This window comes from Rhodoferax sp. SPJ21, from assembly GCF_058216335.1.
The window spans coordinates 444,173-462,811 of the sequence record NZ_JBYZMO010000003.1; the positions used below are offsets into that span (position 1 = coordinate 444,173).

Below are 18,639 nucleotides of genomic sequence, written 5' to 3' on the forward strand. Positions count from 1 at the left end.
ACCAGCTTTAGGCGATACGCGCGATCACCGCGCCCAGCGCCTGTACCGTGCCCGCCTGTGCCGCCAGCGTGATGCGGCCGCTGCGGTGGGCCGTGACCTGCATTTCCATCTTCATGGCTTCCATGACGGCGATCACGTCGCCCTCTTGCACCGCATCGCCCTCGCCCACCTTCCAGGCCTGCAGATTGCCGGCAATGGGCGAGCTGACGGCGCCGGCGTCCATCGCCGCCTCGGGCGCGGCAGCCTGCACGGCGCTGCCGGAGGCATTCGCCAAACCCTGCAGCAGCACCGCAGGCAGACCCAGCAGCACGCGGCGGCCATCGATCTCGATAGCGGTGCGCAACAGGCTGCTGTCGGGCTGAGGCTCGGCGCGGGCCTGGGCCTGGATGGCCTCGGCCAGCGGTGCGGCGAAGTCAGACTCAATCCAGCGGGTATGTACCTTGAAGCCATTAGCGCCGACAAAGTCCGGGTGCGTGATCACCGCGCGGTGGAACGGCAGCACCGAGGCCACGCCCTCGATCTTGAACTCGCGCAGCGCACGGCGGGCGCGGGCCAGCGCCTGTTCGCGTGTGGCGCCGGTGACGATGAGTTTGGCCATCAGCGAATCAAAGGTGCCCGGCACCACCGAGCCGGATTGCACCCCGGTGTCCAGCCGCACGCCGGGGCCAGACGGCGGGTCGAATCGCAGCACCGGGCCGGGCGTGGGCAAGAAGCCCCGGCCCACGTCTTCGGCGTTGATTCGGAACTCGATGGAATGGCCCAGCGGCGCAGGCGTCTGCGTGATGGACAACGGCAGGCCATCGGCCACGCGCAGCTGCTCCACCACCAGGTCCACGCCGGTGGTCTGCTCGGTGACCGGGTGCTCCACCTGCAGGCGGGTGTTTACCTCCAGGAAGGAGATGGCGCCGCTTTGGCTCAGCAAAAACTCCACCGTGCCGGCACTGACATAACCCGCTGCAGCACAGATGTCGCGCGCCGAAGTGTGGATGCGCTCGCGCTGCGCATCTGTCAAAAACGGCGCGGGTGCCTCTTCCACCAGCTTCTGGTTGCGCCGCTGCAGCGAGCAGTCGCGCGTGCCTAGCACCACCACATTGCCGTGGGTGTCGGCCAGCACCTGGGCCTCGATGTGGCGCGGCTTGTCCAGAAACTGCTCGACAAAGCATTCGCCCCGGCCAAAGGCGGTCACGGCCTCGCGCACGGCGGAATCGAACAGCTCGGCCACCTCGTCCATGCGCCAGGCGATCTTCATGCCCCGGCCGCCGCCGCCAAAGGCCGCCTTGATGATGATGGGCAGGCCGTGCTGCTCGGCAAAGGCCAGCACTTCGCTGGCGTTCTTCACTGGGTCGGGCGTGCCGACCACCAGGGGCGCGCCTACCTTGAGTGCGATCTTGCGTGCCTGCACCTTGTCGCCCAGCTGGGCAATGGTGCTGGGCGAGGGGCCGATCCAGGCCAGGCCCGCGTCGATCACCGCCTGGGCAAAGGCCTGGTTTTCGGACAGAAAGCCGTAGCCGGGGTGCACCGCGTCGGCGCCGCTTTTGCGCGCCACTTCCAGCAGCTTAGCCATGTTCAGGTAGGTATCGGCCGGGCGGTCGCCGTCCAGGCCGTAGGCCTCGTCGGCCATGCGGGCGTGCAGCGCGTCGATGTCGGCATTGGCGTACACGGCCACCGACTGCACGCCGTAATCGGCACAGGCGCGGGCAATGCGGACGGCGATTTCGCCTCGGTTCGCAATTAGGACTTTTTTCATGTGGAACTCTTTCAAACGCCAGGCGTTAGCTCTGCAAATGTTCGGATAGGGTTGAAGCGCAGCCAGGCCCCCACAGGGACCTGCCCCGCGCGGTCCAGGTGGTACGGCGCCACACAGGCGATCACCGGGTAGCCGCCGGTGAGAGGGTGGTCGGCCAGGAACAGCACAGGCTGGCCGCTGGGTGGCACCTGCAGCGCCCCCAGGGCCGTGCCCTCGCTGGGCAGCTCGCCGGTGGTGGCGCGGTCCAAGGGGACCTCACCGGCCAGGCGTAGGCCGACGCGGTTGGACTGGGCGGTAACCTGCCAGCGCTGGGCCGCCAGGCGCTCTACGGCTGCGGCGCTAAACCAGTCGGTGCGCGGGCCCATGACCACGTCCAGCACCACCTCTTGTTGTAGCGTGGGCAGGTCTTCGGGCGGTAGTTCAAAGGCGCCCACCACCATGCTGGTCAGGGCTGGGCGCACGCCCAGCAGCTCGCCAGCAGCCAGCGGCGCCGGGCCCACGTTCGCCAACGTATCGGTGGCGCAGCTGCCCATGACCAGCGCTTCGTCAAAACCACCACGCACCGCCACATAACAGCGTGCGCCGGCCTGGGGCTGACCCACGGCCAGGGTGTCGCCATCGGCCAGGGCCACGGCCTGGTAGCGCGGCACGGACCAGCGGCGGCCTGCGGCGGTGGTCACGGTCAGCGGCGCGTCAGCACCAGTCACGGCCACCACGTTCTCGCCCTGGCTTTGCAACTGCAGGCCACCGCCCACGGTCTCCAGCGCAGCAATATTGCTGGCATTGCCGACCAGGCGGTTGGCAGCCTTCAGCGCGGTCGGGTTCATCGCGCCGGAGGCGGACACGCCCTGCCCTGCCTGGCCGTGGCGGCCCAGGTCCTGGAACAAGGTTTGCAAGCCGGTTGCTCGTACTAGTAGCGCAGCCTGGCCCGGGGCCAAGCTGTTACGGACACGTTGAGAAATTTTTAAGTCTTTTAGGCCTGCAGCGCAGGTAATACCTTCGCTAGCAGCTCCTATTTGTGTAGCAATATCCACGAAACGCACACGGTAGCCAGGCTGCAGCAGCGCGGGCTGGGCGCGGGCCAGGTCCCACATGGCCACCGGTGTCACGCCGATGATCTGCCAGCCGCCGGGGCTGGCCTGCGGGTAGACGCCGCTGAAAGCTCCCGCCAGGCCCACGGCCCCGGCGGGAATGCGGGTGCGCGGCGTGCTGCGGCGTGGCACGTTCAGGCTGGGGTGGCCGCCGCTGAGGTAGGCAAAGCCGGGCGCAAAGCCGGTGAAGGCCACGGTGTATTCGCTGCCGGTGTGGCGGCGCACCACTTCTGCTGGCGTGATGCCCAGCATCTGCGCGACCTCGGCCAGGTCTTCGCCGTCGTACTGCACCGGTATCTCGACCAGGGTGCTGCTGCGCTCGGCGCGCTGCGAGATGTCGCGGCCGGCGATGTTCTGCACCAGCTTGGCTGCGCTGGTGGCCGAAGGGCGAAAGCGCACAAAAATAGTCCGGGCTGCGGGCACCAGCTCTTCCACACCGGGCAGGGGCTCGCGCTGCAGCGAGGCCAGCAGGGCCAGGGTCTGGTCCAGGTCGTCCAGCTCGACCAGCAACGCATCCAAATTGACGGGCAGGAAGCGCATCACGGGGCCACAAACGGGGTGATGGTGATGCCGTCCTGCTCGAAGCGCGCACGCAGTTGGCGGGCGATGGCCACGGCATCGGGGCTGTCGCCATGCACGCAAATAGAGTCGGCCTCGATGCGCACCAGACTGCCGTCGATGGCCTCGACCACGCCCTCGCGCACCAGGCGCGCCATGCGCTGGGCGATGACTTCGGGGTCGTGCAGCACGGCACCTTTTTCGCGGCGCGACACCAGCGCGCCGGTGGGCGTGTAGGCACGGTCGGCAAAGGCCTCGGCCACCACGCGCAGGCCGGCGTCGCGCGCCCACTGCACCAGGGGTGCGCCGGCCAGCGCCACCAGCACCAGGCTGGGGTCTATGGCCAGAATGGCGTTGATTACGTCCTGGGCCTGGCGCGCGTCCTGGGCAATGGTGTTGTACAGCGCGCCGTGCGGTTTGACGTAGCGCACCGTGGTGCCAGCAGCCCGGGCCAGGCCTTGCAGCGCGCCGATTTGGTAGACCACATCGGCCACCAGGTCGGCGCTGGCCACGTCCATATTGCGGCGGCCAAAGCCTTGCAGGTCCGGGTAGGCCACATGGGCACCCACCACCACACCGCGCGCGGCGGCAGAATGCAGCGTGGCCAAGATGCCGGCCGGGTCACCGGCGTGGAAGCCGCAGGCCACGTTGGCGCTGCTGACGATCTGCAGCATGGCGGCATCGTCGCCCATGCGCCATGCGCCCAGGCTCTCGCCCAGGTCACTGTTCAGGTCTATTTTCATCATCGTGGTCTCGTAAATAGCTTCAATGCAGCTGGCCGCCGGTTTCGCGCACATCCTCATGCACGGCCAGTGCTGTCTGTATGGCCTGCCGCACGCCGCGCACCTGGGTCTCCAGCGCCATGCTGGGCATGCCGGGATGTAAGGCCGCCAGTGCGGGCAAGCTGGGTACATGCATGAAGCCGCCTCTTGCTGTGCCGCCAGCCTGCGCCAGGCGGTGCATCAGCGCATAAAAAATATGGTTGCAGACAAAGGTGCCCGCCGTGTTGGACACCGCCGCCGGAACACCCTGGGCCAGCATGTCGCGCACCATGGCCTTGATGGGCAGGGTGGAGAAATAAGCCGCCGGGCCGCCCGCCACCACCGGCACATCCACCGGCTGGCGGCCCGCGTTGTCGGCGATGCGGGCGTCGTCCACATTGATGGCCACGCGCTCGGGTGTCAGCGCGGCGCGGCCACCGGCCAGGCCCAGGCAGAGCACCAGCGTGGGCTGCCATTGCTGCAGTGCCTGGTCCAGCCGCGTGATGGCATCGCCAAACACACAGGGCAGCTGCACGGCGCGCACCGTGGCACCCACGCACTGCCAGCCGTCCAGCGCGCGCGCCACTTCCCAGGACGGGTTCAGTGGGTCCTGCTCGAACGGCTCAAAGCCGGTGAGCAGCACGTTCAGCGCGGCAGGGGTCGGTTGGATGGACATCAGCGGAACATCAGAAAGTTAAGCAAAAACACATTCACCACCAGCAGGGTCAGGGCCGTGGGCACCTGGGCGCGGATGACGGCATTTTTGTCCGGCAACTCGAGCAGCGCAGCGGGCACGATGTTGAAGTTGGCCGCCATGGGCGTCAGCAAGGTACCGCAGTAGCCCGACAACATGCCGATAGCCGCCATCACTGCCGGGTCACCGTGGTACACGCCCACCAGCACCGGCACGCCCACGCCGCCGGTCATCACCGGGAAGGCGGCAAAGCCGTTGCCCATGATGACGGTGAACAGCGCCATGCCAACCACGTAGACGGCCACCGCCACAAAGCGCAGGTCCATATTGATGTAGGTGGTGGTCACATAGGCCACGGCCTTGCCCACGCCGGCGTCTGAGAACACCAGGCCTAGCATGCCCAGCATTTGCGGCAGCACCAGGGCCCAGCCGAGGGCATCGGTCAGGCGGCGCGACTCGCGCAGGCCCTGGGCGGGTGTCTCGCGGGTCAGCCAGCAGGCCAGGGCCAGCGACAGCACGCAGCCCACGCCCAGGCTCACCAGGGTGGTGTTCTTTGGGTCCAACAGGGGCACGCCACCCACGGACAAATGCTTGGCCGACAGCGTGCCCACCATGGTCACCAGCGGAATTGCCAGGGCCGGCGCAAACAGCTTGTTGCCCAGGCGCTTGGCACTGGCTACATAGTCGGCCGGGCTGCGGGCCGCATGCTTGCCGGCACCCACGCCGCCAAAGCCGGCTATCAGCGCCATCACCACGGCACCCACGCCCACCCACAGCGGTGGCAGCAAGTCGCCCACCAAGAAGACCAGGGCATACAGCCCCCAGAACAAGCCGCTGCTGTAGCGCTTGGGGTTGCTGGCGTCTGCAAGGGTAGACAGCGCGGTGATCGCCAGCACGGCGCCCACCAGGTAGTACAGGTATTGGATGGAAATAATCATCATCAGGCTCCCTTGGATGCAGTGGCGACTTTGGCGTTCAGAGGGCTGATGCCCTCGGCCTTCAGCTCACGGGCCAGCACGCCATCCAGGCGGTACAGCCGCCAGGCATGGATCACAAAGGCGCAGGCTGCGGTGGGTATGCCCCAGAACGCAATGTGCAGCGGTTCCACGTCGATACCAGCTTCATGCAGAAAGGTGCTCATCAAAACGATGGCGCCAAAGGCCACGAAGATGTCCTCGCCAAAGAACAGGCCCACGTTGTCCGTTGCCGCCGAGAAGGCGCGCAGCTTGTGGCGGATACGCTCGGGCAGCGGGCCGTAGCGGGCCTCGGTCGCACCTTCGGCCATGGGGGCCAGCAGCGGGCGCACCATCTGCGGGTGGCCGCCCAGGCTGGTGAGGCCAATGGCGGCGGTCAACTGGCGCGCGGCCAGGTAGACGATCAGCAAGCGGCCGGCCGTGGCCGACTGGATGCTGCTGATCCAGCTCTGCGCATGCTGGCGCAGGCCATGGCGCTCTAGCAGGCCGATCACCGCCAGCGGCAGCAGGATGATCAGCGGCAGGTTGCGCGTCTTGATGAAACCCGTGCCTATGGTGGCCAGGATTTTGTCGATGGGAAATCCGGCGGCGAGCGCCGTGCCCATGGCCGTGACGATCACCACCAGCATGGGGTTAAACCGCAGGACAAAGCCCGCGATGATGATGGCCACCCCGATGAGCGGCCATAGATTCACAACACTTTGCATATGCATCCTTGATTGAGTTCACCTACACACAGCGCGCTGCAGCCACCTCCGCCACACCACGCCCCCGGAACAACGCAACTTGCATGCCATATGAATGAACAAGTAATGCACTATCGTGCAGCACATACATACAAATTGTTGAACAATTAATTTATTATTGCCCAACAGTAGTGCGTAACGTATCCATGTAAACCCTCAAATGGTGGAACCGTAGCGCGGCCACAGAGCGCCATCACCGCTACCATCGGGCCATGAAATCTGAACCCGCCAGCACCCAGACCTTGAATGACCGCATGGCCGAGCTGATCCGCCAGAAGATCGTGCAAGGCGAGTTTTCACCCGGCCAGCGCCTGTCCGAGGCCGCTTTGAGCGAAAGCCTGGAGATATCGCGCAACACCTTGCGCGAGGTGTTCCGCCTGCTGACCAAGGAGGGACTGCTCAAGCACGAGCCCAACCGGGGCGTTTTCGTGGCCATCCCCAGCATTGCGTCCATCATCGACATCTACCGCGTGCGCCGGCTGATTGAATGCCAGGCCCTGGCCCAGGCCTATCCGCGCCACCCCGCCAAGAAGCACTTGCGCGAAGCCGTGGAAACCGCCCAGCGCCACCGTGACGCCAGCAACTGGCAAGGCGTGGGCACGGCGAATATGGAGTTCCACATGGCCGTCGTCGAGCTGGCCGACAGCGAGCGCCTGAACGTGATGTTCTCGCACGTGCTGGCCGAGCTGCGCCTGGCCTTTGGCCTGCTCAACGACCCCGAGTTCCTGCACATGCCCTATGTGGAGATGAACCTGAACATCCTGCAGCTATTCGAAGCCGGCAAGCTGCAGGAGGCGGCATCTGCGCTGAACGACTACCTGGTGCATTCCGAGCGCATCGTGCTGGCCGTGTATGCGCGTCGCATATCGGATGGCAGCACGCTGAAGTAGGTACGTCAGTGGCGGCGGTAGCGCAGCAGCCGCCCACGGTATTCCGGCACCTGCGCCACGGCTTCGTCACGCAGCAATGTTTCTTCCAGCACATAGCCCAGCTGCTGCAGGCGCCGGGTGAAGGCCGCACGGTTGCCACGCTCCGGGTCCACGATCAACACCTCGCTCACCGGCATGGCGTGGCGCTCGATAAACAGCGGCAAGGCGCCGCCATCGTCACGCTCGTACAGCACATCGCTGCCCATGATCAAGCTAAAGCGCCCCTGCACCGTGGGCGCCAGGTCTTGCCCCGGCAGCTGCTGGGGCACGTGGGACCAGTCGCCATGGCAGTAGCGCATGGGCGCCAGCCCGTTCAGGCGCAGGTTCTCCAGCAAAAATACCCCCGCCAACGGATGGCAGTCGCTGGCCGTCACCAGCGCACCGCGCCGGTGGCAGACCATGCTGGCCAGTGCCAGGCCGCAGCCAATCTCCAGAATGCTGTCACCCGCATACAAGGGGCGCAGTGCCACAGCGGCGGCCAGCTGCAGGCCTGAGGGCCAGACCATGCCAAACAGCGGCCAGTTGCCCGAGGAGATACCCACCGCCAAGGCCTGGCCCTGCGGGTCGCTGAACTGCTGGCGGTCCAGCAGGCTGCGGATCTGCAGAGCTGCAACGCCCAGTACAGGGATGGATTCTTGCTTGAGCGCATAGCCCGGCATATCGACTTTCGTGAGCGAGTTGCCAGGGATGCCAAAGTGGCGGCATCAGGAGCGCGTGCGCGGGTGGTTGGAAACAAGGCTGTAGCGCCACAGGGTGGCATGGCCCCACAGCGCCAGCCAGCCCTGAGTATGCAGCAAATCGGGGTAAAGCCCAGATAAAACAAGCGCGGGCAGCTACTAAATCAGTAGCAAGCCGCCTACTGGCAACCGCCGTGAATGCCCATAAAGCAGACCACAGGCCTAGCAGCCGCCCCGTTGCCGCCCGCTGTGCGAGAGCCTCTATGCCCCCATACACCCCGGGGGCCGCCGCACAGCCGCCGTGGGGCCGCCCTACCAGCAGGCATAATCCGCGACTCCCCAGGTTTATGTATGAATTATGAACAGGGCCTTACAGCGGCTCTGTTCAGCCTGGCATGCCGACTGGTTTATCCCCAGCCTGGCGGGCAGAAAACCACCCACCGATTTCCGCCCCCAGTGCACTGCCCTCACACGGAGGTCCGCAGGCACACATCTAGAAGCATGTTCTGAAAGGTTTTCCATGTCTGCATCTACTGCTGTGCAGGGCAACACGCCCGGCAAAGTAGCCATCGCGTCCCTGGTGGGCACCGCGATCGAGTTTTACGATTACTACATCTACGCCGCTGCTGCGGTGCTGGTGTTCAACAGCCAGTTCTTCCCCAAGGGCGACCCGTCGGCCGCCACCCTGCTGTCTTTGTCTACCTTGGCGCTGGCCTTCCTGGCCCGCCCTATTGGCTCGGCCCTGTTTGGCCACTTTGGCGACCGCATAGGCCGCAAGACCACGCTGGTGGCTTCGCTGCTGACCATGGGCCTGTCTACGGTAGCCATCGGCTTGCTGCCCAATTACGAAAGCATCGGCATTTTGGCGCCGATCCTGCTGTGCGTATGCCGCATCGGCCAGGGTATTGGCCTGGGTGGTGAATGGGGTGGCGCGGCATTGGTCGCCACTGAAAACGCGCCTGAGGGCAAGCGCGGCCTGTTTGGCAGCTTTCCCCAGCTGGGCGCACCGATTGGCTTGTTTGTAGCCAACGGCGTGTTCTTCCTGGTGACCCACTACCTGGGCACGGAAGCCATGGTCGCCTGGGCTTGGCGCATCCCCTTCCTGATGTCCTTCGTGCTGGTAGCCGTGGGTTTGTATGTGCGACTGAATCTGCACGAAAGCGCTGCCTTCCAAAAGGTAGAGCGCGAAGGCCGCAAGCTGCAAGCCCCGGTAAGCGCCGTGTTCAAGCACCATGCAGGCGCCTTGGTGCGCGGCATCTTCTGCATGTCCACCACCTATGTGCTGTTCTACCTGATGACGGCTTTTGTGCAGGTTTATTCCAAGAGCCCGGCGGCGCTGTCGCCCGCAGGCCATGCGATGGGCCTGGGCATTCCGCCCAATACCTTCACCGGCCTGCTGCTGGTGGGCGCGGTGGTGTTTGGTATCTTCACGACGCTGGGCGGCGTGTGGGCTGACAAGCTGGGCCGTCGCAGCTGGCTGCTCAAGGTGACCACGGGCATCGTGGTGTTGGGCCTGCTGATGCCGACCTTCCTGAACCAAGGCAGCGTGCAGTCCGTGGCGGCATTCCTGGTCGTCGGCATGGCGCTGATGGGCATGACCTTTGGCCCCATGGCCGCCCTGCTGCCAGAGCTGTTCCCCACCGAAGTGCGCTACTCGGGCGCTTCGCTGGCGTACAACCTGTCGTCCATCGTGGGTGCCTCCATCCCCACCTTGGTGGCCATGGAGCTGAACAAGAACTATGGCCTGATGGGCGTGGGCCTGTACATGGCCGCCAATGGCGCCATCACCATGTTGGCGCTGTACCTGTCGCGTGAAACCCGCGATATGGACATGAACGAAACCGTCGCCACCACGCCATAAGCGGAACGCGCAAACGGAACACATACCCGGGCCTCACACCCCGGGTATTTTTTTATCAAAAGTGGCTGATTAGTTACTTGCCTCAGACACACCACCAAAACCGTTCGCCCTGAGCTTGTCGAAGGGCTCAGTTTGCAAGCCCTTCGACAAGCTCAGGGCGAACGGGGTCTTTCATGTGTGTGTTGCGATCTGAGACATGTACCTAATCAGGCAAAAGTGGCTGTAGCGCACACGGAATATGCGGATCTAGCTACAAAATCAGTAGCACCGCAGGAAAACACCTTGCTTGTCCTTAGTGCAGCGCCCGCACTGCCCAGCGCAGCTTGGCAGACGTAGAACGTGGGTTGCTGCGCTGCTCCTCATATGAGGCCCGAATCGGATCAGCCGCAACGCTGCTGAAAGTGCCGTTGCGCTCACCGGTTTGAAAGCACTTTTTGACGCGCCGGTCTTCCCCGGAGTGGAAGCTCAGAATCGCTACGCGCCCGCCGGGCTTCAAGCAGGCGGGCAGGTTCAGCAGCATGGTGTCCAGCACGCCAAACTCGTCATTCACCTCGATGCGCAGCGCCTGGAAAGTGCGCTGCAGCACCTTCTTGGTCTCAGCCAGGCGCTCTTCAGCGGGCATGCTGCGCTTGTAGGCCAGCTCCATGGTGGTGCGCACCAGGTCGGCCAGCTGCACCGTGGTTTCCAGAAACTGGCCCTGGAGGGCTGCGGCCAACGGCTGGGCAAAGGGCTCGTCGGAGTTGTCGGTCAACAAATCGCGCAGCCGGTGCCGGGTCACGCACAGCAGCAACTCGCTGGCCGACTGGCCGCTGCTCGGGTCCAGGCGCAAATCCAGCGGCCCATCAGCGCGGAAGCTGAAGCCTCGCGCCGGGTTGTCGATTTGCATGGACGACACGCCCAGGTCGGCCAGCGCAAAGTCGAAGCCGCCACCCGCCTGCGGCAGCAAGGTGGCCAGTTCACTGAAGTTGGCGCGGTGCACGATCAGCGCCTCTTCGCCAAAGCCCGCTGCACGCAGCCGCGCGGTCGTACGGGGCAACTCGATCGGGTCCACATCCATGCCAAACATGCGCCCACCGGGCTGCACCAGCGGCAGCATGGCCAGCATGTGGCCGCCAAAGCCCAGGGTCAGATCCACGCCGGTTTCGCCCGGCACGGGCTTCAAGATGGCAAGGATTTCATCGACGCAAATCGAGCGGTGCATGCCCGCAGGCGTCTGCCCGCGCTGCATGACCTTGTCCACCTCGTCCGCATGGCGCGTGGGGTCCAGCTCTTTGTATTTTTCTTCAAACTGGCGGGGGTGGGTGCCGGCGTAACGTACGCGGCGCTTGTGGGGAGGGGTGGCGTCGGTCATCGGCCATTATGCGCCCCAGGGAAGGCAAAAAAAAGCCGCGCCACCCGTAGGATGTGCGCGGCCAGCTACTGAATTTGTAGCGTTTTAAGCAGCCATCAGACGCGTGGCACCGGCGTGCCGGAGTTGACGCACAGTGCCATGTTCAGCGCCTTGATGGCAGTTTTGTAGTCTTCGCGCTCAATCACAAACTGCATGTTCACCTGGCGCAGGGTTTGCGACACGCAGTTCACGTTGACCTGGGCATCTGCCAGCGCCTGCGCAGCCTTAGCCAGCACACCCGGAATGCCGATGTTGGAGCCGATGGTGCACACAATGGCGCTAGGCTTGACCGTCACCACCTGGTACAGGTCTTCCAGCTCAGCCAAGAGTGCAGCCGAAACCTGGTTGTCCCACACCAAGTGGGCAATGGAGTTGGCGTTGGTCGCCTTGAGGATGTAGCTGATGTCGTGCTTGCAGAACACCTGCATCAGGCTGGCATCAAAGCCCACGGTGCCCACCATGCTGGGGTCGTGGATTTCGATCAGAGTGACCTTGTCCGTGCCGGTCACAATTTCCACGCGGGCACGCTCGCCCACAAAGTCCTTGGTGATCAGCGTGCCGGGGTGGTCCGGCTCAAACGTGTTCTTCAGGCGGATGGGGATGCCCGCCAGCTCCATGGGCTTGGCAGCCTTAGGGTGGATGGCTTCCATGCCCACGTCGGCCAGCTGGTCGGCCACATCGTAGTTGGTAGCGCCCACCACAATGGCGTTTTCCAGGCCCACCAGATTGGGGTCGGCGGACGACAGGTGGAATTCCTTGTGGATCACCGCCTCGGCAGGACGCACTTCCACAGCAATCTTGCTGAAAGTGACCTCGGAGTAGCCACGGTCAAACTCGCGCATGATGCCTTCCGTGCCCTTGGTGTAGCCGGTCGCCACAATCACGTTATTGACCAGGTCCAGGTCTTTGAAGCTGTTGGCAATGCGCTCGTCGATGGTCCAGGCTTCGTTGTCGTCAAAGCCGGCCAGGTCCATCAGCACAGCCTTCACGCCATTGGCCTTGAGGATCTCCACCGAGTTGAACGCGCTGTGGGACTCGCCAATGGAGGCCAGCACTTCGCGGGCGGCCAAGAGCACGTCCTTGCGGCTGAGGTAGCCGCTGGCCAGCACATGCTGCATGGCCCCCAGGTATTCACGGGCCTGGGCAATACGCTGGTCGATAAAGGCGTCGGCCACGGCCAGCGGCAGGCCGATATCGGCGTACCCGGCGTTGATCTTCTTCAGGCTGACGGCCAGGCCTGTCAGCGCATCCTGGTAGCCCTTGCCCTCGGCAAACAGGGCGTAGATACCGCGTTCGCCGGTCTTTTTATGTTCCAGCAGCTGGTTGGTCACGCCCGAATAGGCCGACACCACATAAATGCGGCCGTAGATGCGCTTGGGGTCGTGCAACACGATGTGGCGCAGCACATCGCCAAAAGCGGTCATGGAGGTGCCGCCGATCTTCTCGACAGAGATGTTGGAGGAATTTACGTCGTGCATGGAGAAGCTGAATGGAGCAAAAAGGTCGAAAAACTGGGCGGGTGTTCCTGCCGAGGAAGCCAACGGCAGCAAACCCGCTATTTTCCACCACTTTGGCCAGCCGCCGTTGCAGCGGCTGCCAGCCGTGCGCAAACTTCACCGCAAACCAGAGCTTTCAAGCCCTTTGGCCGGCTCTATTCCAGAACAGCGCTTTTGGCAATCGACTTGTCCGGGAGCGGTTTGCCCTCCACGGCTTGCTTCAGGGCGCGGTAGGCCATGCCACCGATCTCGTAGAAGTCCATCACCACATAGCCCGAGATCAGCTTGCTTTTCAGTACGTCAAGCTGCCCCGGGCTCGGGGAGCCAATGCCGACGATGACAATCTTCCTTTTGCTGATCAAGTCGTCCTTGAAGGGTGCGACGGTCTTGATGTAAGCATCGGTGCTTCCGACCGGCCAGTGGCCAACTGCCATAAACACATCGTTGTCTGCTTCCAAACTGATCGCGAGCTGTTGCAAGGAGCGGGGGTTATTGTCTCCGCTGTACCAAGGGCTGCGGTCATTCTCGAACCAGCCGCCTTCACCGGACAAGCGCTTGTCGCGCGGGTAATTGACGTTGCCACTGAGCTCCATACGTATCCCGTGGATGCGGTCATCCAGGTTGACGTCGCGGGCATCGGCACTCATAAGCCAGACTTTGCCACCCCTGGGCTTGAGCTTATTGGCCAACTCGCCAAAACTGCGGCCAAACTCGACGTTGTTGGGCCCCACATAGCCTTTGCGCAACGGGGTGTAACGGCTTCCCAAGTCTGAATCAAAGGTAACCACAGGAATACCCGCAGCCGAAACCTCTTTTAGAGAATGTTCGACCAAATACTCTGAGAACGTGACGGACAAGGCCAGACCTTTGATGCCCTTCTTCACGGCGGCAGAAATGGCAGCATCCTGCCCCCGGAAGTGCGCCGCCCCTGCAGAACCTATGTGAATGGCGGTGTCGCCGTTCTTCTTGGCCTCGTCGGAAAAACCGTTGAAAGCCACCACGAAATTGTTGTCGTCCACGCTCTTGCCGGCCAGACCATACAGCGATCCCGCGACGGACGGCATGCAGGACACGACAGCAAGCGCAGACGCCAAACCGAGCGCCCAAAAATTTCGTCTTGTATGTTTCATTGGCTGTTTCAAGTCCAAGGCGTGATGCGATCCAGTGTAGAAGTCGGGGCGGGCGTGTTGACAAAACTTGATGTGGGATGTGTAGGGGTTTACCCAGTAAGACTGTCATCGGCCAAGCTGTACTTTCCCCAAGATCACGCATAACGGGCCTGTCCAGGCTTTCATCTTTAGCGCGTGTACAGCCATACTTCACCTGCCGACAAACAACCTGGCCTAGAGTGACACCCCCCCCGACTTTTCGGTGCCGCCATGCCTACAACAACCCAGCCCACCTCACGCTACAGCACACCCAGTGTTGTCATGCACTGGCTGATGCTGCTGGCACTCATTGGCGTATATGCGGCCATGAATCTGAAAGGCTGGGTCCCATCGCGGCAAACGTCAACTCCACGCTGTCATGGCGTAGCCGTGGCGCCCATCGTCTTGGCCATCACCTGATAACAGCGCGGATAGCCGCTTCAAGGGCGATACGTTTTGGTGTCAAGTGACCGGGTGCGAATGAAGAGCAAAAATGCAGCGCGAGTCCGGCGTTTGGGCATTTGAAGATTTAAGGCGACGCTACATAAGTCCCCGTGAGGCTGCGCGCCCTGGATCGGGATGGGATGCAAGGCGCAAACCGCAGACATAGCTTCGGCTATGGCGAGGATTTGCAACGCAGCAGACCGCCCGAGGCCAGGGATGCGCAGACCGCGAGGGACTTGTTCAGCGTCGCCCTAAGCCCGCGCCGCCCAGTCAAGGCAGCGTTGACCGCCCGAGAACGCGAAATGGCCGCCCATTTGCTGAACAGCCTAACCAGCCAGGAAACACGCCGCGCGCTGGCAACCAGTCACCGTACCGTGGGGACGCACCGGCCCCACTTCATGCGCGGGTAAAAAGCCGCCACCACCGTGGACCTGGTGTGCGGCCTGATGGCCGGGTAAGCCCCTAGGGGCTATACACTGGCGCATCAGGAATCAGCCCGGTAGCGCAGTCGGAAACTGCGCCGATAACGTTGCACGCCGAGCAAAACAGACTGGGCAGTGTTCATCTCTGGTCTGATTTTCAGAGTTCAACAGGGAGATGTACTTTAATGGCACCGTCTCAGGCAAAACTGGCAGACCTTTTGGACCCCAACTTGTCCGCACCTCGTTCTGGCCCTGGCTCATTCGAGCGGCGTTTGTACAGAACTACCTCCGCACTCATTCTGGTGTCGGGAGGTGTGGTGATTGCCGTGTTGGCGTATCTCCGTGCGGAGGCCATCGAATCTGCCCAGCGGCTGACCAAATCCTTTGCCCAGGTGATTGAGGAGCAAACCACCCGAACGCTTCAGTCCGTTGACCAAACTTTGAAGCTGGCCTCCAACAACTTGGCGCAAATGCAGGCGCGCGGCAATCTGAGTGCAGCCTCTGCCAGCCAAATACTGGGTAATGAACTGGCCGCCCTGCCGTTCGTATGGGGTCTGGGGGTCACAGATGCCCAAGGACGGGTGTTGTACAACTCTGCCAACCAAGGTCTTGGCATTGACCTTTCAGGCACTGAGTCTTTCAAATACTTAAAGAACCAGCCGCAGGTCGATTTCTATGTGGGCACCGCGATAAAGACCCGCAAGGACAGCAGGTGGGTGATTCCCGCAATTCGCTCAATAAAGGCTGCAGACGGCAGCTTTGGCGGCACGATTGGTGCGCCGATAAATCCGTACTACTTCGACAAACTTTGGAAATCAATCGACTTGGGGCAAGGTGGCTCCGTCGCCTTGTTGCGCCGCGACGGTGTGTTGATGACACGCACTCCTTTTGATGAGTCGGTGATGGGCAAAAAATTCGACCATCGCCGGTTGTTCAAAGATTTGTTGGGGAAAAGCGCGAATGGCAGTTACGTCGATACCAGCCCTATTGACGGGAGCACCCGTATTTATTCCTACCGGGTGCTGGCCGACCACCCCGAATTGCTGGTGGTGGTGGGCCAGGCTTTCGATCAAGTACTCGCCCATTGGCGCAACCTGGTGGCCCTAGCGCTGGCGATATGGGCCCTGGGCAGTGCGGGCGTAATGGCGTTAAGTGTGGTGCTGGCCCGCGCCTGGCAATCCCGGCGGGACACCGAGGCGCAGGTACGGCACAGTGAAGAAAACCTGAAGATTACCCTGCAGTCCATCGGTGATGCCGTCATCGCCACCGACGCCACCGGTCGCGTTACCCGCATGAACGCCACGGCGGAGCGCATGACCGGCTGGCCGCTAAAGGAGGCAACGGGTCTTCCATTGACCGAGGTGTTTCACATCATCAACGCGCAGACCCGCGAAGTGTCGGTCAACCCGGTTGAACTGGTGATGGCCCACGGCCAAGTGGTGGGGCTTGCCAATCACACCGCCCTGATTGCCCGCGACGGGCAGGAGTACCAGATTTTTGACAGCGCTGCGCCCATACGCAACCCGGCGGGCCACATCTTAGGAGTGGTTCTGGTTTTCAGTGACGTGACTGAGGACTACCAACTGCGGCAAGCACTGGCCCAGACCACCGAATTGCTGGAGCGCACCAGCAAGCTGGCCAAAGTAGGCGGCTGGGAGATTGACCTGGGCCTGCAAAAGGTCACGTGGTCGGCAGAGAACTACCGGCTGTTCAGGCGCGACCCCGCGCTGGGCGCGCCTACCCGCGAGGAGTTTTTGGAGTTGGTTCACCCGGATGACCGGCACATCATCCTGGAGTCCCGAACCCAGATTGCCAACGCGCGCCAGCCGCTTCTGCAGGAATACCGCTCCAACCCCGCAGTGGGCCCGATCCGCGTGCTAACCAACACGGTGGACGTGCTTCGGGATGCCACCGGCAAGCCGATGAAGCTGGTGGGAACCTCAATGGACATCACCGAGCGGCGAGCCACAGAGCAGCAGGTGATGGACAACGCGGCCCTGGCGCAGGAGGCCGCCCAACACACCAAGGCTATTCTTGACAACATGGTGGATGGTGTTCTGACCGTGAACGCGCAGGGCGTGATGCAGTCGTTCAACCTGGCGGCCTGTAGCATGTTCGGCTACTCCGCAGAACAGGTCATCGGCCAGCCGATCACGATGTTGCTACCCCCGTCACTTCACGGGGAATTGGCTGGCGACTTTCAGCGCCTGCAAGACTCTGTAGATGCGTCCACAGGCAGCATTCGCCACGAATTTGAAGGCCAGCGGCGTGACGGCAGCAGGTTTCCCATGAGCATTGCGATGTCAGCCATGCGCACGGGCGGGCTGGTCACCTTCATTGGCATCCTTCGTGACATTTCCCAGCATCGCCGCGACATTGAAGAGATCCGCCGCCTGGCCTTCTTTGACCCATTGACGGGCTTGCCCAACCGGCGCCTATTGCTAGACCGCCTGCGCCAGGCGATGGTGGCGGCCGCCCGCACCAGCCAGTATGGCGCCCTCATGTTTCTGGATCTGGATCACTTCAAGCAACTCAACGACACGCTGGGGCACGATGTGGGCGATATGCTTTTGCAGCAGGTAGCCAACCGGCTTCAGGCCTGCCTGCGCGAAGGCGACAGCGTGGCGCGACTGGGTGGCGACGAATTTGTGGTGCTGCTTGAAAACCTGAGCAAGCACGCACCCGAAGCGGCCACGCAGGCCGAGACGGTCGCCAACAAAATACGCGATGCGTTCGTGCATGCATTCGACCCCAAGGGACATACCTATGAAAGCACAGCCAGCATTGGCATCGTCATGTTTTTGGGTGACCAGGAAGTCATGGACGACCTGCTCAAAAAGGCGGACGTGGCCATGTACCAGGCCAAAGCAGCCGGCCGCAACACCGTGCGCTTCTATGACCCCGCCATGCAGGCGGCCGTGGCTGCGCATGATGCGATGGAAAAAGACATGCGGCGCGGCTTGGTGCAAGACGAGTTCGAGTTGCATTACCAGATCCAGGTCGATGGCCTCGGTGTGACCACGGGCGTTGAGGCTTTGGTGCGTTGGCAACACCCGCGCGAAGGCATGATTTCACCAGCCCGGTTTATCCCACTGGCAGAAGAAACCGGGCTGATCCTGCCGCTGGGCCAGTGGGTGCTGGAAACCGCCTGTGCGCAGCTCACCGAGTGGGCCGGCCAGCCGGGTCACGAGAACTGGACGATGGCCGTGAATGTCAGTGCATCGCAATTCGCGCAGGCCGCGTTCGTTGCCAGCGTGGCACAGGCGCTGACCGTGACCGGAGCGAACCCCCGCCTCCTCAAGCTGGAGCTAACGGAAAGCACGCTGGTGAAAGATATCGAAGGCGTCATCTCCAAGATGAACGCCCTCAAAGCGCTTGGCGTGGCATTCTCGCTGGACGACTTTGGAACCGGCTACTCGTCGCTGTCTTACCTCAAACGCCTGCCCCTGGACCAGCTGAAGATTGACCAGTCGTTTGTGCGCGATGTGCTGACCGACCCCAGCGATGCCGTGATTGCCCAAACCATTCTGGCACTGGGCCACAGCCTGGGCTTAACGGTCATTGCAGAAGGCGTCGAGACCTTGGAGCAGCGAGACTTTCTGGCCGCACTTGGCTGCGACGCATTTCAGGGCTATTACTTTGGCCGCCCCGTGCCGGCCACCGCGCTAGCTCACCAAATAGCGCGTCCATGATGTACCAGC

The 18,639-nt window shown here is 62.9% G+C and carries 14 protein-coding genes; 4 read left to right on the forward strand and 10 right to left on the reverse strand.

The window, feature by feature from the left end; translation table 11 throughout:
• Window positions 1-7: 7 nt before the first annotated feature.
• The 6 genes from AC4BBN_RS17350 to AC4BBN_RS17375 are packed head-to-tail and all read right to left on the reverse strand — an operon-like array spanning window position 8 to window position 6,532.
• Window positions 8-1,747, reverse strand: coding sequence for an acetyl/propionyl/methylcrotonyl-CoA carboxylase subunit alpha (locus AC4BBN_RS17350; RefSeq protein WP_490593247.1), 1,740 nt, complete (start codon window positions 1,745-1,747; stop codon window positions 8-10).
• A gap of 11 nt (window positions 1,748-1,758) precedes the next feature.
• Window positions 1,759-3,378: a 5-oxoprolinase subunit PxpB gene (gene pxpB, locus AC4BBN_RS17355; protein ID WP_490593248.1), complete on the reverse strand. Its 1,620-nt coding sequence runs from the start codon at window positions 3,376-3,378 to the stop codon at window positions 1,759-1,761.
• Window positions 3,378-4,139, reverse strand: a complete 762-nt coding sequence (locus tag AC4BBN_RS17360) for a LamB/YcsF family protein (protein WP_490593645.1) — start codon at window positions 4,137-4,139, stop codon at window positions 3,378-3,380. The genes pxpB and AC4BBN_RS17360 overlap by 1 nt, the downstream gene beginning before the upstream one ends.
• A 22-nt stretch (window positions 4,140-4,161) precedes the next feature.
• On the reverse strand, window positions 4,162-4,833 hold the full coding sequence (pcp, locus tag AC4BBN_RS17365) for a pyroglutamyl-peptidase I (RefSeq protein ID WP_490593249.1): 672 nt from the start codon (window positions 4,831-4,833) through the stop codon (window positions 4,162-4,164).
• The gene (locus AC4BBN_RS17370) at window positions 4,833-5,789 is read right to left on the reverse strand and encodes a DUF979 domain-containing protein (protein WP_490593250.1); all 957 of its coding nucleotides are present in this window, start codon (window positions 5,787-5,789) and stop codon (window positions 4,833-4,835) included. Before AC4BBN_RS17370 ends, pcp begins: the two co-directional genes overlap by 1 nt.
• Before the next feature lie 2 nt (window positions 5,790-5,791).
• Window positions 5,792-6,532 carry a DUF969 domain-containing protein gene (locus AC4BBN_RS17375; protein ID WP_490593251.1) on the reverse strand — a complete coding sequence of 247 codons (741 nt, stop codon included), beginning with the start codon at window positions 6,530-6,532 and terminating at the stop codon, window positions 5,792-5,794.
• Between the two features lie 251 nt (window positions 6,533-6,783).
• On the opposite strand from AC4BBN_RS17375, the gene AC4BBN_RS17380 reads away from it, so the two are divergent.
• Entirely contained in the window at window positions 6,784-7,461 is a 678-nt protein-coding gene (locus AC4BBN_RS17380; protein ID WP_490593252.1) for a GntR family transcriptional regulator, read from the forward strand.
• A gap of 5 nt (window positions 7,462-7,466) precedes the next feature.
• Here the strand turns inward: AC4BBN_RS17380 and AC4BBN_RS17385 are convergent, their stop codons facing one another.
• Window positions 7,467-8,159, reverse strand: coding sequence for a class I SAM-dependent methyltransferase (locus AC4BBN_RS17385; RefSeq protein ID WP_490593253.1), 693 nt, complete (start codon window positions 8,157-8,159; stop codon window positions 7,467-7,469).
• 538 nt (window positions 8,160-8,697) lie between these two features.
• Here AC4BBN_RS17385 and AC4BBN_RS17390 point away from each other — a divergent pair.
• Window positions 8,698-10,038 (forward strand): MFS transporter, encoded by a 1,341-nt coding sequence (locus tag AC4BBN_RS17390; RefSeq protein ID WP_490593254.1) that lies wholly within the window; start codon window positions 8,698-8,700, stop codon window positions 10,036-10,038.
• Between the two features lie 292 nt (window positions 10,039-10,330).
• Here AC4BBN_RS17390 and rsmH read toward each other — a convergent pair whose 3' ends face one another.
• The 3 genes from rsmH to AC4BBN_RS17405 all read right to left on the reverse strand — a co-directional run bounded on the left by rsmH (window position 10,331) and on the right by AC4BBN_RS17405 (window position 14,072).
• Entirely contained in the window at window positions 10,331-11,389 is a 1,059-nt protein-coding gene (gene rsmH / locus AC4BBN_RS17395) for a 16S rRNA (cytosine(1402)-N(4))-methyltransferase RsmH (protein WP_490593255.1), read from the reverse strand.
• A gap of 95 nt (window positions 11,390-11,484) precedes the next feature.
• The gene (locus AC4BBN_RS17400) at window positions 11,485-12,906 is read right to left on the reverse strand and encodes an aspartate kinase (RefSeq protein ID WP_490593256.1); all 1,422 of its coding nucleotides are present in this window, start codon (window positions 12,904-12,906) and stop codon (window positions 11,485-11,487) included.
• 173 nt (window positions 12,907-13,079) lie between these two features.
• Window positions 13,080-14,072 (reverse strand): substrate-binding domain-containing protein, encoded by a 993-nt coding sequence (locus tag AC4BBN_RS17405; RefSeq protein WP_490593257.1) that lies wholly within the window; start codon window positions 14,070-14,072, stop codon window positions 13,080-13,082.
• A gap of 231 nt (window positions 14,073-14,303) precedes the next feature.
• Here AC4BBN_RS17405 and AC4BBN_RS17410 point away from each other — a divergent pair, with 231 nt between their 5' ends.
• Together AC4BBN_RS17410 and AC4BBN_RS17415 are read left to right on the forward strand one after the other, a co-directional pair.
• A complete protein-coding gene (locus AC4BBN_RS17410) occupies window positions 14,304-14,492 on the forward strand; it encodes a hypothetical protein (RefSeq protein WP_490593258.1) in 189 nt (62 codons plus the stop codon).
• A gap of 718 nt (window positions 14,493-15,210) precedes the next feature.
• Window positions 15,211-18,630, forward strand: coding sequence for a bifunctional diguanylate cyclase/phosphodiesterase (locus tag AC4BBN_RS17415; protein ID WP_490593259.1), 3,420 nt, complete (start codon window positions 15,211-15,213; stop codon window positions 18,628-18,630).
• Window positions 18,631-18,639 lie beyond the last annotated feature (9 nt).